General features: G+C 59.3%; 11 protein-coding genes and 1 tRNA gene. 3 read left to right on the top strand and 9 right to left on the bottom strand.

Annotated elements, in window-relative coordinates; translation table 11 throughout:
- Positions 1-82: 82 nt before the first annotated feature.
- A complete protein-coding gene (gene thiD, locus MTP43_RS06375) occupies positions 83-883 on the top strand; it encodes a bifunctional hydroxymethylpyrimidine kinase/phosphomethylpyrimidine kinase (RefSeq protein WP_097786204.1) in 801 nt (266 codons plus the stop codon).
- A complete protein-coding gene (locus MTP43_RS06370) occupies positions 876-1553 on the top strand; it encodes a TENA/THI-4 family protein (protein WP_097786203.1) in 678 nt (225 codons plus the stop codon). The genes thiD and MTP43_RS06370 overlap by 8 nt, the downstream gene beginning before the upstream one ends.
- A gap of 61 nt (positions 1554-1614) precedes the next feature.
- Here MTP43_RS06370 and MTP43_RS06365 read toward each other — a convergent pair whose 3' ends face one another.
- The 4 genes from MTP43_RS06365 to MTP43_RS06350 all read right to left on the bottom strand — a co-directional run bounded on the left by MTP43_RS06365 (position 1615) and on the right by MTP43_RS06350 (position 5279).
- Positions 1615-3033: an amino acid decarboxylase gene (locus tag MTP43_RS06365; protein WP_097783822.1), complete on the bottom strand. Its 1419-nt coding sequence runs from the start codon at positions 3031-3033 to the stop codon at positions 1615-1617.
- Complete coding sequence (gene scfB / locus MTP43_RS06360; RefSeq protein WP_170126631.1) at positions 3030-4481, bottom strand: thioether cross-link-forming SCIFF peptide maturase; 1452 nt, start codon at positions 4479-4481, stop codon at positions 3030-3032. Before scfB ends, MTP43_RS06365 begins: the two co-directional genes overlap by 4 nt.
- Positions 4482-4548: 67 nt before the next feature.
- Positions 4549-4695: a six-cysteine ranthipeptide SCIFF gene (gene scfA, locus MTP43_RS06355; protein ID WP_005926683.1), complete on the bottom strand. Its 147-nt coding sequence runs from the start codon at positions 4693-4695 to the stop codon at positions 4549-4551.
- A gap of 296 nt (positions 4696-4991) precedes the next feature.
- Positions 4992-5279, bottom strand: a complete 288-nt coding sequence (locus tag MTP43_RS06350; RefSeq protein ID WP_015538363.1) for a hypothetical protein — start codon at positions 5277-5279, stop codon at positions 4992-4994.
- Between the two features lie 228 nt (positions 5280-5507).
- Here MTP43_RS06350 and MTP43_RS06345 point away from each other — a divergent pair.
- Positions 5508-5581 (top strand) — tRNA-Gln (locus MTP43_RS06345).
- A gap of 134 nt (positions 5582-5715) precedes the next feature.
- Here MTP43_RS06345 and MTP43_RS06340 read toward each other — a convergent pair.
- The 5 genes from MTP43_RS06340 to MTP43_RS06320 form a co-directional block, all read right to left on the bottom strand.
- Complete coding sequence (locus MTP43_RS06340; protein WP_181969074.1) at positions 5716-7476, bottom strand: bifunctional metallophosphatase/5'-nucleotidase; 1761 nt, start codon at positions 7474-7476, stop codon at positions 5716-5718.
- Positions 7477-7764: 288 nt separating this feature from the next.
- Positions 7765-9537 (bottom strand): oleate hydratase, encoded by a 1773-nt coding sequence (locus tag MTP43_RS06335; protein ID WP_113620969.1) that lies wholly within the window; start codon positions 9535-9537, stop codon positions 7765-7767.
- Positions 9538-9901: 364 nt separating this feature from the next.
- Positions 9902-10165 carry a TIGR03905 family TSCPD domain-containing protein gene (locus MTP43_RS06330; protein ID WP_113620968.1) on the bottom strand — a complete coding sequence of 88 codons (264 nt, stop codon included), beginning with the start codon at positions 10163-10165 and terminating at the stop codon, positions 9902-9904.
- A 5-nt stretch (positions 10166-10170) separates the two neighbouring features.
- A complete protein-coding gene (locus MTP43_RS06325; protein WP_112091052.1) occupies positions 10171-11031 on the bottom strand; it encodes a PHP domain-containing protein in 861 nt (286 codons plus the stop codon).
- A gap of 14 nt (positions 11032-11045) precedes the next feature.
- Positions 11046-13313, bottom strand: a complete 2268-nt coding sequence (locus MTP43_RS06320; protein WP_181967310.1) for a hydratase — start codon at positions 13311-13313, stop codon at positions 11046-11048.
- Between the last annotated feature and the right edge of the window lie 14 nt (positions 13314-13327).

The raw sequence follows: 13327 nt of genomic DNA, 5'->3' as shown, positions 1-13327 counted from the left end.
CAACGTAGGGAGATAGCGCTTTTATCTGCGGATATGTCTTTGCGGGCATATCCGCATTTTTGCTGCAAAGGAGCATTTTACTATGAAAACTGCATTGACCATTGCCGGCAGTGATTCCAGCGGCGGCGCCGGAATTCAGGCCGATATCAAAACCATGACCGCCAACGGCGTGTTTGCCATGAGCGCCATTACCGCCCTGACCGCACAGAACACCACCGGCGTGACCGCCATTTTTGACACCACGCCGCAGTTTCTGGCACAGCAGCTCGATGCCGTGTTCACCGACATTTACCCGGATGCGGTGAAGATCGGCATGGTATCCTCTGCCCCGCTCATCGACACTATTGCCGAGCGGCTGCACTTCTACGGCGCAAAGCACATTGTGGTGGACCCCGTGATGGTGGCCACCTCCGGTGCAAAGCTGCTGCAGGACGATGCCGTGCAGGCGCTGACCGAAAAGCTGCTGCCGCTGGCCGAGGTGCTTACCCCCAACATCCCGGAGGCTGAGATCTTGTCCGGCATGAGCATTACAAACGCCGCCGACATGGAAGCCGCTGCCCGCGCCATCAGCGAGCGCTACGGCTGCGCCGTACTGTGCAAGGGCGGACACCAGATCAACGATGCCGACGACCTGCTGTGGCAGGGCGGCACCGGCAAGTGGTTCAAGGGCAAGCGCATTGCAAACCCCAACACCCACGGCACCGGCTGCACCCTGTCCAGCGCCATTGCTTCCAATCTGGCCAAGGGGTATGACCTTGACACCGCCGTAGAGCGCGCCAAGGCCTACATTTCCGGCTGTCTGTCTGCCATGCTGGACTTAGGGCACGGCTCCGGGCCCATGGATCATACCTTCAACCTGAAGGGAGATTTTGTCCGTGACTGACCTGCCCTTTGTTTCGGCGCTGGTGCAGGCCGACCTGCCTGTGTGGGAGCAGTGTTTGCAGACCGAGTTTTTGCAAAAGATGGAAAACGGCATCCTGAGCGAGGACTGCTTTAAAAGCTACCTTGTGGAGGACAGCCTGTATCTGCGGGAGTACGCCAAAATTTTTGCGTGGGGCATGACCAAGGCCACCACCATGGCGGCTATGCGCACCTACTATTCCCTGCTGTCCTTCGTGCAGGAGAACGAGGACCTGACCCGGCTGCGGTATCTGGAGCAGTACGGTCTGCGGGAAGCCGATATCCAGTCCCTGCCCCTGCGCCCGGAAAGCCGCGCCTATCTGGACTGCATGATCGACGCTGCCCGCACCGGCGAGGGGGAAGCTGAGTGCCTGATGGCCTGCCTGCCCTGTATGCTGAGTTACGGGTGGCTATTCCAGAAACTTTTGCAGCGCTCCCCCGCCGTAAAGGACACCTACTACGGCGCACTGGTGCTGGACTACGCCGGTCCCGGCTATGATGCCGCCTGCCGTGCATGGGCAGAGCGCGCCGAGGTGGCCTGCACCGGCCTTTCGCCGGAGCGTGCCGCCCGCTGCCGTGCGATCTTCCGCGCCTGCTCGGAGCACGAGCTGCGCTTCTGGGAGATGTGCGCCGCACCCCGGACGGATATTTAAGAATAAATATAGAGAACCCGGAAGGTCTGCGGACTTTCCGGGTTCTCTTCTTATAAAATCTTTATCGCAGCACCGAGAGTTCCTCGATGCCATAGCGCTGCATCAGGACGATGGCCGCCGGGGTGATCTCCTCGCCGCTGACCGCCACAGGGATGGCGGGCGGGCAGGACACCGTGGGCATGGCGCACACCCGCCCCAGCGCCTTGTGCACCGGGACACGCACCTGTGCGCCCAGCACCGCCTGCCGGATGGTACAGCGCTGCGCCGCCTGCTGCTGCAAGGCGGCAAACTCCCCTGCCCGGTTCTCGGGGCGGAGCAGCCCGGCAGGCACAGCAGCCAAAAGCTGTTCCAGCACCGTTTGCAGACGCGTGTAGTCCTGCGGCGGGTTTTCCGGGGTGAACATCAGCACCACATAGCGGGGGTCGGCATACTCGCACTCCAGCTGTGCGCGGCGCAAAGCATCTGCCAGCGCTGTGCCGGTGCAGCCAAGGGCAGCGGCGTCCAGCGTAAGCTTCATCGGCTCCTGCTGTGCCCCGGCAACTGCCAGCGGCACCGGGCACTGCCGCGCCGCTGCGGTCTTATTCAGGCTGCGGCGCAGACCTTCCAGCGCCGCGCAGCACTGCACCAGCCGCCGGGGGTAGTCCCCTGCCAGCACCGCATTGCAGGCATCCAGCGACTGCAAAATGAGGTAAGAGGGGCTGGTAGAGCCGAACAGCGCCAGCGCCCCCCGCACAGCCGCTTCGTCCTGCACAGGGGCATCGTGCGCCAGATGCAGATACGCGCCGCCGGTGACCACCGGCAGGGTCTTGTGGGCAGAGTCGCAGCACATGGCCGCACCCTGCGCGATGGGGTGGCAGTTCTGCGGCAAAAAGCGCAGATAGGCGCCGTGGGCGTTATCCACCAGCAAAGGCACGCCCTGCGCCCGGCAGACCGCCGCCAGCGCCGGGAGTTCCTGCACCCCGCCCAGATAATCCGGGCTGGTGACGTACACGCCAAAGGGGGTGTTGCCCTGCTGTGCCATCGCGTGCAAAGCCCCGGTCAGCGCTTCGGCTGTGACGGGGCAGCTGCACAGTGCACCCTCTGCCTGCGCAGACGGCCAGAGCCAGCGGATGTCAAAATCCAGCAGCGCCGCCGCATATAGCAGCGCCTTGTGGGCGTTGCGGGCAGCCAGCAGCACCGGGCGCTTGCCGCTTTGCGGTGCACCCTGCAGCGCCAGAAACAGCATGGCGCGGATGCACTGGGACGAGCCCTCGGTACTATAATAGCTGTGCGCCGTGCCGAACAGCCGGGTGGCGTTGGCTTCGCTTTCGGCAATGATGCCCTCCGGCGCGTAAAGTTCGTCTGCGCCGCAGATCTCGGTGATATCCAGCGGCTCAAAGCCTAAAAGGCTCTGCCCCTTGTGGCCGGGCATATGCAGCCGGGCGGTGCCGGACTGTGCATAGCTGCGCACAAAATCCACGATGGGGGTGGTCATGCTCATTCGCAGGCTTCGCCGTCGGCGCAGGCGTTGCAGGTAGAGCCCAGCTCAATGGGCACCTCAATACCCTTGGCAGCCAGCTCCTGATTCTCGGCAACCTTGATCATGATGGCGCACTCCATGCGCTTTTTGAACAGCTCGCAGCCGTACTCATACACGCCGGTAATGCTGCCGGTGGCATGGTAGGAGTTGGCAGCGCAGCCGCCGGAGCAATACAGCTTTGCCCAGCAGTCCTGACACTCCTTACGGGCGTAGGCGTTGCAGTGCTTGAACTCATCCCGCACGGCGGTGTTGGTAACGCCCTTCCAGATATCGCCCAGCAGGTACTTGGGGTCGCCCACGAACTGGTGGCAGGGGTACAGATCGCCCCAGGGGGTAACAGCCATGTACTCGGTGCCAGAGCCGCAGCCGGAGATGCGCTTATAGATGCAGGGGCCGCCGGTCAGGTCGATCATGTAGTGGTAGAAGGTAAAGCCTCTGCCCTCGCGGTCGCGCTTGATCATCTCCTTGGCAAGGATCTCGTACTGCTCCTTCAGGATGGGCAGGTCGGCCTCAGTCAGGGCGCTGGGGTCGCTGGGGTCGCAGACCACCGGTTCCATGCTCAGCTCGGTAAAGCCGAGGTCTGCCATGTGGAAGATATCGTTGGTAAAGTCGGTGTTAAAGTGGGTATAGGTGCCGCGCATATAGTAGTTCTTGTCGCCGCGCTTCTTGACGAACTCCTGGAACTTGGGCACGATGCGGTCGTAGCTGCCGTTGCCTGCGCAGTCCACGCGGAAGCGGTCGTTGACCTCCTTGCGGCCATCCAGACTCAGCACCACGTTGTGGCACTCCTTGTTGCAGAAGTCGATAACGTCGTCATCAATGAGCACACCGTTGGTGGTCATGGTAAAGCGGAAGTTCTTGTTATGGATCTTTTCCTGCTCACGGCAGTAGGCCACCAGCTTTTTGACCATCTCAAAGTTCATCAGCGGCTCGCCGCCAAAGAAGTCCACTTCCAGATTGCGGCGGGTGCCGCTGTTCTCGATGAGGAAGTCCATGGCGCGCTTGCCCACCTCAAAGCTCATCAGGGCGCGGTCGCCATGGTAGCGCCCCTGCGAGGCAAAGCAGTAAGAGCAGCTCAGGTTGCAGCTATGGGCAACGTGCAGGCACAGCGCCTTTACCACGGTGTTGCGGTTCTTGAAGTCGAAGGCCATGTCCTTATAGACATCCGGGCTCCACAGCTTGCCGTTTTCCTTCAGGCTGGTCACGTCGTCGATGCACTGGCGCAGATCCTCCTCGGTCACGTCCGGGCGGCTGCCGTATTTTGCCAGCATGGCGGCAACGATCTCGTCTGCGGTATGCTCCGGGTACATGGCGATGACATCGTAGGCCACCTCGTCCACAACGTGCACCGAGCCGCTGCAGGTGTCCAGCACGATGTTATAACCGTTCAATTGATACTGATGTACCATTTTACACTCCATTCCAGATTACACAAAAAAATGCCGCCCGGCAAAGGCGGCATAGGGTTTGCAAAAATTACTTGTTGCTGTTCTCGCACTGCTGGTTAGCCACGCCGCAGGAGGTCTTGCAGGCGGACTGGCAGGAAGTCTGGCACTCGCCGCAGCCACCGGTCTTAACGCTCTTGGTCAGGTCACGAGTAGCAATAGTCTTAATACGCTCCATGATAGAAACCTCTCTAACTCTCAAAAATTTATCGCGCCGGACATAGTTCCGGTACGCTTTTATCTTGTAATAGGATATCACGCAGCGCGCCTTTTGTCAAGATTTTTTCGCTAAGGCAATACCGCATAATTCTAGGTGCCGATACGGCGAGTGAGGTGCGGCAGATGCTAAGCCAAAAGCGCAGATAATACTTTGTGTATTATCGAGCATTTTGGCAACGCAGATGCCGTGCCGCAACCGCCGGAGTGGTGCTTAAGCCGTAAGGCGGGAATTGTGCGGTGTTGCCCTAAGCCTTTTCACCCGCCCATGGGCTGGTAGCGGGTAAGCACCGTGTGCAGCCCCAGCTCCCGGGCGCGCGCCAGTAAGTACCGGTAACGACACAGCAGCGCCTGCCGCTCGTAGATGCGCTGCTCGATCAGGTCCGTATCCACCTCCATATCAAACATCATCTCGTTGCGCTTCAAACAGAACAGGCATTCCTTCAGCTCCTCCTCCAGTTCCGGATGGTAGCGCTCGTGCTCGGTATCCCGCGGGACGCGGGGCGAAAGCAAGGTCTGGGCGTTTTGTGTGGTTCGTTCCGGCATAGGCATCCTCCTTCTGGTGCTTTGTAAGGTTTTGTACCTTCCAGTATAGGCGGTGCGGTGCGCAGAACCTGCCGAAGCGTGGCAGCGCTCCGGCATAGATTATCCGGCGCTGCTGCGGCATTTTCCAAAAAAGTACAACTTTTTTCAAAAATATGCTTGACAACCCCGGGCTTTTCCCGTATAATAACACACGTTGAGCGGCTCACCCCGCAAAACACAACAGAATATTGGGGATTTGCATAGTGGTAGTGCGGTAGACTCTGACTCTACTTGTGGGAGTTCGATTCTCTCATCCCCAACCAGAACAAAGCCATCTGAGGAAACTCAGGTGGCTTTTCTGTTTGTATGATTCCGCGCGGAAAAACTATTATAGATAGAGCGAACCCGGAAAGTCCACAGGACTTTCCGGGTTCGCCTTTTCACGGGAAATATAAATTTACAGAATGGTAATGCGGCCTGCGCCGTAGGGCTGCTCGTAGTTGAGCAGGTAGCCGGGGTATGCGGCCAGCGGGCTATTGGCGCTGGACAGGTGCGGCAGACCCGCAGCATCTGCGCCGTCAAAAATCATAGCGTAGGTAGACATCACCAGATAATCCTCGGACACATAGTCCTTGATCAGCTCTGCGCCGTCAAACATGGCAAAGCCATCGCCCAGATTGCGCAGGGTGTAGTTCATGCCGGCCAGTGCGTAAGTAGCACCCGGGTCCAGCGGCAGATAGCTGCCGGAGGCCTTATCGTAGATCTTCACGTTCTGCACACGCGGGGTGCCGGTGGCGCTGCCGATCCAGACGTTCTTCTCGTCGGTCTGCACAGTGTTGGGGATATCGGTGTGGATCTCGTAGGTAGCACCGGCCACCTGCAGGAAGCCGCCGTTCTCCTTGCCGTCCTCGCCTGCAAAGCGGGCTGCAAACTCCAATGCGTCCTGGATCTGCTTGCCGGTGACCGACATCAGGCAGGCCACGTTGCCAAAGGGGCTGACCTGCTTGCAGGTCTTGAAGGTCCAGTCGCCTGCGGGCACATCGGCGCGGATGCCGCCGCCGTTCATGATGGCCACATCACAGTGCAGCTTTTCCACCTCGTTGAAGTAGGTGTAGATGCCGTCAGCCACAAAGTCGCCGAGGTTGGTCTCGGCAGAGCGGATGCGGCGCTTGCCGGTGGCGGGGTCAGAGACGTAGAAATCACTGTCGCCCACAGCGATCTTCTCGCCCAGCATATCGTCCACGGTGTTCACCCAGCCAGTCTGCATGGCAGCGATGCCTGCATCCATGCCTTCGTGGGTGGGGATGAGTTTGGTGGTAATGGTGCCGTCCGCAGCGATGGTCATCTCGCCAACGTTGGCAAAGTAAGAACCGGTCTGGGTCAGGGTGACAGCCTTGCCGGAAGCATCCTGCACCTGCTTGTTCTCCATTACGGTATGGGAGTGGCCGTCGATAAAGGCGTCAAAGCCGCTGGTGTGGGCAATGACTTCCTCACTGGTCCACGGAGAGGAAGAGGGGTCTACGCCCAGATGACCCAGACCGATGACCACGTCTGCCAGAAGCTTTGCCTTATCAATGGCCTTCTGCACGGCATCGTAGAGCTTTTTGCCGTCCTCGCCGCCCTGAATATCGTAGATGTACTTGCGCTGTGCCTTATCCATAAAGTAGGCCGGGGTGGACTTGGTAAAGGTCTCGGGGGTGGTCACACCCACAAAGGCGATGCGTCTGCCGCCGCGCACAAACACCTTGACGGAGGGCAGCACCCGCAGCGTAGTGCGCAGGTCTACCCAGTTGCAGGACAGGTACGGGAAGTCGGCTTCCTTCATGATGGCCTTGGCACGGTCCATGCCGTAGTCAAACTCGTGGTTGCCGGGGGTGGCGACATCGTAACCGGCAGCGTTCATCAGCTTGATGATGGAAGCACCCTCGTCCATGGAGCCGTAGGCAGTGCCCTGCACATGGTCGCCTGCATCCACCAGCAGCACATCCTTGCCGGCATTCTGATAGCTCTGCTTCAGGTCGGCAATAGCGGCGTAGGTCAACTTGGGGCTCTGCTTGTCGATGTAGGTATGGACATCGTTGGTGTACAGGATGGTAACGTCAGACTTGTCACCATACCAGCAGGCCGATGCGGCAGGCGCACCGATGGCCATGGATGCAGCGGCAGCGGTCACACCAGCAGCCTTTAAAAAGCAGCGACGGGAAATAAGTTGTTTCACAGGAAAACGACCTCCTTTTATTTTTGGCGTATCGCATTTGAGGCAGGCTCTTCCCTCCTGCCCTTTCAATAGCTCTAGCATAGCACAGAACGCCGCCGCAAACAAGCCAAAATCATTCTTTTGGCACAAATTATTTTCACGTTCCGCTTTATTTTAACATATATTGTACCATTTTTACACAAATTCTATGCAAAAAAGACCTTCCCGTGCCCTGTCGCAGAGCAGCGGAGAGGTCTTTTTTAGGGGGGTGTTGACCCGTTGCCGGATCTATCGGAGGAGAGGGAAATATCAGATAGCGTTATACTCCTTGAGGAACTTCTCAAGGTCGGTGCCCTCGATCTTCTTCAAAGCTTCCTTCAGAGCCAGACGCGGGATCAGCGGCAGATCCATGTCGGTGATCTTCTTGCCGTCGCGCAGCTTCACGGTGGCATCGATCAGGGCGCGCACATCATAGGTGCTGCCCCAGACCTCAGGCACGCCGCGGTCAATGTTCAGCAGGGTATACACAGCCTCCATACCGGTGCGCATGGAGTACTCGGTGGTGAAGATGGTATCGCGGGCGGTCTCGGCAAACTGACCAAGGAAGGCGAAGTTCACAGCACCCTCGGGCACAACATCGGGACGGTCGCCCATGGCACGGGGCATGAAGAAGGCGTCGATATAAGGCATCATCACAGGCACGGTGTTTGCGCTGTGCTCTGCCAGTTCCGCGATCTGATCCTCGGGCACACCGATGTGGTACAGCCACTCCATGCAGATCTCGCGGCCGGTGCAGTCGCGCATGGGCTTCTTGACGTAATCGCCGGGCTTATCGCTGAACAGGCTGTACACCCAGACGCACAGCTGGTTCTTGGGCTGATCCTTGAACTGCTGCTGACGGTTCAGCGTCCAGCTGAGCAGCCAGCTGGAGTCCTTGACGGTGACGATGCCGCCGGTGACGGTATGGCCGCTGAAGGGGTCGCGCTTGCAGATCTTGCGGATATACTGAGGGATCTTGTCGTCCAGCGTGGTGATGGTGGCACTCTCCCAGTTGCTCAGCTCCGGCTCGGAGCAGAACTTTTCCGGGTGACCGAAGGAGGGATCCTGTGCGGCGACCTTCTTCCACAGATCCCAGCCGTTGCCGGGCTGGATGGTGGGGTCAAAGCCGGTGGCCTTATCCTGTGCACCCACGGTGCAGCTTTCCACACAGCCGCCGTTGGTGATGAACAGCAGATCGTTCTCGGTCAGGTCGATGTTAGAAGTCTCGCCCGCGTGCTCCACGGTGACAGAGCTTGCCAGCTTGCGGCCCTTCTGGATGTCGAACTTCACATCCGTGACCTTGGTGTTGTAGTGGAACTGCACGCCAAAGCCTTCCAGATAGCGCACCATGGGCAGGATGATGGACTCGTACTGGTTATAGCGGGTAAAGCGCAGGGCGGTAAAGTCCGGCAGACCGCCGATGTGGTGGATATAGCGCTTGAGGTACAGCTTCATCTCCAGAGCGCTGTGCCAGTTCTCGAAGGCGAACATGGTGCGCCAGTACATCCAGAAGTTGGTGTTGAGCACCTCGTCATCGAAGAAATCGGTGATCTTTTTATCCTGCAGCTGCTCGTCCGGGGTAAAGAACAGCTTCATGATCTCCATGGCACCCTTATCGGACAGGCCGAATTTGCCATCGGTGTGAGCATCCTCGCCGCGGTTGACGGTGGCACGGCACAAGGAAAAGTTGGGATCCTCCTTGTTCAGCCAGTAGTACTCGTCCAGCACACTGGCACCCTCGGTCTCCAGAGACGGGATGGAGTGCAGCAGATCCCACATAACTTCGAAGTGGTTATCCATCTCGCGGCCGCCGCGCATCACATAGCCGATATCGTACTTGTAGCCATCGCAGGCGCCGCCGGCCAGTGCGTTCTTTTCAAACACATGGACGTGCTCGCCCTTCATCTGGCCGTCGCGCACCAGATAGCAGGCAGCGGTCAGGGCTGCCAGACCGGAGCCGATGATATAAGCGGATTTATGATCCACGCCCTCCGGCTTTTTGGGGTGTGCAAAAGCTTCATAATTGCCACTGGAATAGTACATAAAAAAGCCTCCCTGCTTCAAAAATATCTTTTCACAGCCTTCATCGTGCTGTTCTCTATGGCAACAGTATACCCCGCAAAGTGAACCGGAACAACAAACAAACTTTGCCCGGTGTATAGATTTTTTACATCCGCCCTCATTTGCTGGAAATGCGTACAAATTGTGACATAAAGCGCAGCGCAAAATCATTTAAAACACTCCCTCAAAAGAGCAATGCCGGGCAGCCCGCAGGCTGTCCGGCATTGCTCTAATTCAAAATAATTTTCCGCTATTCATGCCCAGAGCATAGCGGCGGGCATTCAAAATCGTCCTGCGCAAAAAGAGCCGCCACACAAGGTTCTGTGCAGCGGCTCTCCGGTGGATTTTAGTTCATCTGTTCCAGAGCCTTTTTCAGGTTCTTTGCGATCTGGTCCGGGCAGCTGGTGCTGCGGAAGCCGCACAGCGTGCCGTCCAGACGGGCAATGGCGTCCTCTGCCTTCATGCCGGTAAGCAGCTGGCAGATGCCCTTCAGGTTGCCGTTGCAGCCGCCGACGACCTCAATGGAAGAAATAGTGTGGTCATCGTTCAGCACAAAGTTGGTCTGCTTGGAGCAGGTACCCTTGTTCGGGAAGGAAAATTCCTTGCTCATAGTCTTTACGTCCTCTCTCTTTTACGTTTTTCGGCGATGGCGCGCAGCTGCGCTGCGGCTTCGTCTGGTGCGGTGCAGGTGCCGATGGGGTGGGGGTGCTTGTGGTTGCGGCCATGGAAGTCCGTGCCCGCAGTAGCCACAAGGCCGTACTGTTTGCACAGGGCAAGGCACTCGGCGCTGTCCTCCGGGCTGTTGCTGGGATGGTACACTTCTATGCCGTCCACTGCGCCCTCTGCCGCCAGCTCCCGCAGCAGGGGCATACTTTTATACACCGTGGGGTGGGCAAACACCACCGCGCCGCCGCTTGCCTTGGCGGTAGCCAGCACCTGCCGCACCGGCAGATACTCCGGCGAGTGCAGCACGATGCCCCGGGGGTTCCACCCGAACAGCTTGTGGTAGGTCTCGCCGTAGATGCTGCCATCGGTCAGGCCCAGCAGTTCCAGCGCCTGCATCAGCCCGCTTTTGAACAGCACCCCGCTTGCCTTTGTGGTCTCCCATGCAAGGTCGGTGGTAAACTGCGGGTACAGCTGTTCCAGCTCCTTTGCGCTCTGCAAAGCGCAGGCGTTGCGGCGCTCCTTCATGATGGCGCAGTGCTCCCGCAGCGCCGGGCAGTCCACGTCCGGGTAGTAGCACAGCAGATGCACCCGGTGCTGCCGCTCAAAGTCGTAGCCGGTCAGCTCCACGGCGGGAATCAGCTCTACCCCGTCCTGCCCGGTGTGGGCATAGGCGTACTGAGCGCTGAGCAGGGTGTCGTGGTCCGAAAGGGCGATGGCGTGCAGCCCGGTGCGGGCGGCGATGGACGCCAGCCGCTCGATGGGCACAGCACCGTCGGAGCAGGTGGAATGGATATGCAGGTCACAGGACATAGCGGGTTACTTCCTTAGTGCTTATAGAAATTGATCAGGCAACCGTCAGCCAGGATCTGGCGCTCGTCGGTGGTGAGCGGAGCCATGTACAGCTCAAACTCCTTGACGGTATCGCCCAGAACGTAGGCCTTGATGCTCTGCAGGTCGCCCTTGAGTACTTCCCGCACATTGGGGATGAGCACATAGTCCCCCAGACCAAAGGGGGTGGCACCTGCCAGCTGCAGGGGCAGCATGCCCCAGTTGATCAGGTTGGAGCGGTAACGCTTAGTAGCGTACTCGGTAACGATATTGGCACCGGCACCCAGCACACGCTGGCAGCTGGCGGCCTGCTCACGGGCAGAGCCGTCGCCGGGCTTGACCGCAAAGATGGTAGAAGCGATCTGGATATCGTTCCAGTTCAGCTGTTCGCAGCCGGGCACGGCGTTCACCTTTGCCAGCAGGGCAGCGTCCCCTGCACCGGCGCGGCGGGCAGCTTCCTCGGCCTGCACGGCCTTGGCGCGACTCACATACTCCGGGTCCTTGCGGCTGAGGGTGAACTCAGCCAGACCCAGCGGATTGGAACGGTAAGAGGACGTCTCGCCGGAGGGGATCAGCTCATCGGTGGTGGTGACGGGGTCTGTGATATAAGAAGCCACCTTCAGCAGCAGGTTGTCGCCCAGCGGTGCGATCTCCGGCCAGTCCTTGATGTTGGGGCCAAATTTGAGCAGGGCATCGTAATCGCCCTTGCCAAAGCCCTGATACACGCGGGTGTCGTAGCTGGAAGCATCGTACTGGTACTCCGGCACGGTGGGATCATAATCAATGTCGGTGGCGGGGGTCAGAATGCCGCCGTTTGCGGTGGTGGCTGCAATGCTGCGGGCATCCATCAGTGCCACACCGGCCAGCTGGCCGCTGCCGGGCTTGGAGCCCTCGCGGCTGGGGAAGTTGCGGGTGGTGTGACGGATGGACAGTGCGCCGTTGGCGGGCACATCGCCTGCGCCGAAGCAGGGGCCGCAGAAGGCGGTGCGGATGGTAGCACCGCTGGCCATCAACTCGCCGATGACGCCGGTGCGCACCAGTTCCATCATGATGGGCTGGCTGCCGGGGTAAACGCTCAGGGCGTAGTCGCCGCAGCCGCCGGTATGACCCTTGAGGATGGAAGCAGCCTCGTAGATGCTGTCGTACAGACCGCCTGCGCAGCCTGCAATGACGCCCTGATCCACACGCAGCTTGCCGTTTTCGATCTTGCTGCACAGATCCAGCTGCACGTCCTTGCGGCCGATCAGCTTCTGCACATCCTGTTCGCAGGCGTGGAGGATGTCCTCCAGGTTTGCGTTCAGCTCCTCAATGGTAAAGGCATTGGAGGGGTGCATGGGCAGGGCGATCATGGGACGGATGGCAGAAAGATCCACCTCCACCACGCCATCGTAGTAGGCAAGGTCAGCCGGTGTCAGCTTTTTATAGTCTGCTGCACGGCCATGCACTGCCAGAAAACGCTGAGTGACTTCGTCGGTCTCCCAGATGGAGGACAGACAGGTGGTCTCGGTGGTCATGGCATCAATGGCGTTGCGGGTATCCTGCCGCAGGGAGGCAATGCCGGGGCCCACGAACTCCATGACCTTGTTTTTGACGTAGCCGCTCTTGAACAGCTTGCCCACAAGGGCAATGGCTACATCGTGGGGGCCGCAGCCCGCCGGCAGACTGCCGGTCAGGTAGATGGCCACCACGCCCGGGCGGGCAACATCATAGGTGCGGCCCAGCAGCTGCTTTGCCAGTTCGCCGCCGCCTTCACCGATAGCCATGGTGCCCAGTGCGCCGTAGCGTGTGTGGGAGTCCGAGCCAAGGATCATTTTGCCGCAGCCGGCAAAGCGCTCGCGCATATACTGGTGGATGACTGCCATGTGCGGGGGCACAAAGATACCGCCGTACTTTTTGGCAGCGGACAGGCCAAAGCGGTGGTCGTCCTCGTTGATGGTGCCGCCCACAGCGCACAGGCTGTTGTGGCAGTTGGTAAGCACATAAGGAATGGGAAACTTTTCCAGCCCGGAAGCACGGGCGGTCTGGATGATGCCCACAAAGGTGATGTCATGGCTTGCCATGGCATCAAACTTGATCTTCAGGTTCTCGGCATCGCCGCTGGTGTTGTGTGCCTGCATAATATTGTAGGCCATGGTACCGGTCTTAGCCGCGGCAACGGCAGCGGCATCAAAGCCCTTTGCTGCCAGTGCTGCGGGTGCATTGCCATCTGCGGGCACCCACTCTCCGCGCGCATAGTACGCACCGCCAGTGCTGCATTTGATCATATCCAACATCTCGA

The sequence above is a fragment of the Faecalibacterium sp. IP-1-18 genome (assembly GCF_023347355.1).
Classification (GTDB): domain Bacteria; phylum Bacillota; class Clostridia; order Oscillospirales; family Ruminococcaceae; genus Faecalibacterium; species Faecalibacterium prausnitzii.
The sequence above is the reverse complement of the archived record's forward strand: the minus strand, read 5'-3'. Positions and strand labels throughout refer to the sequence as shown.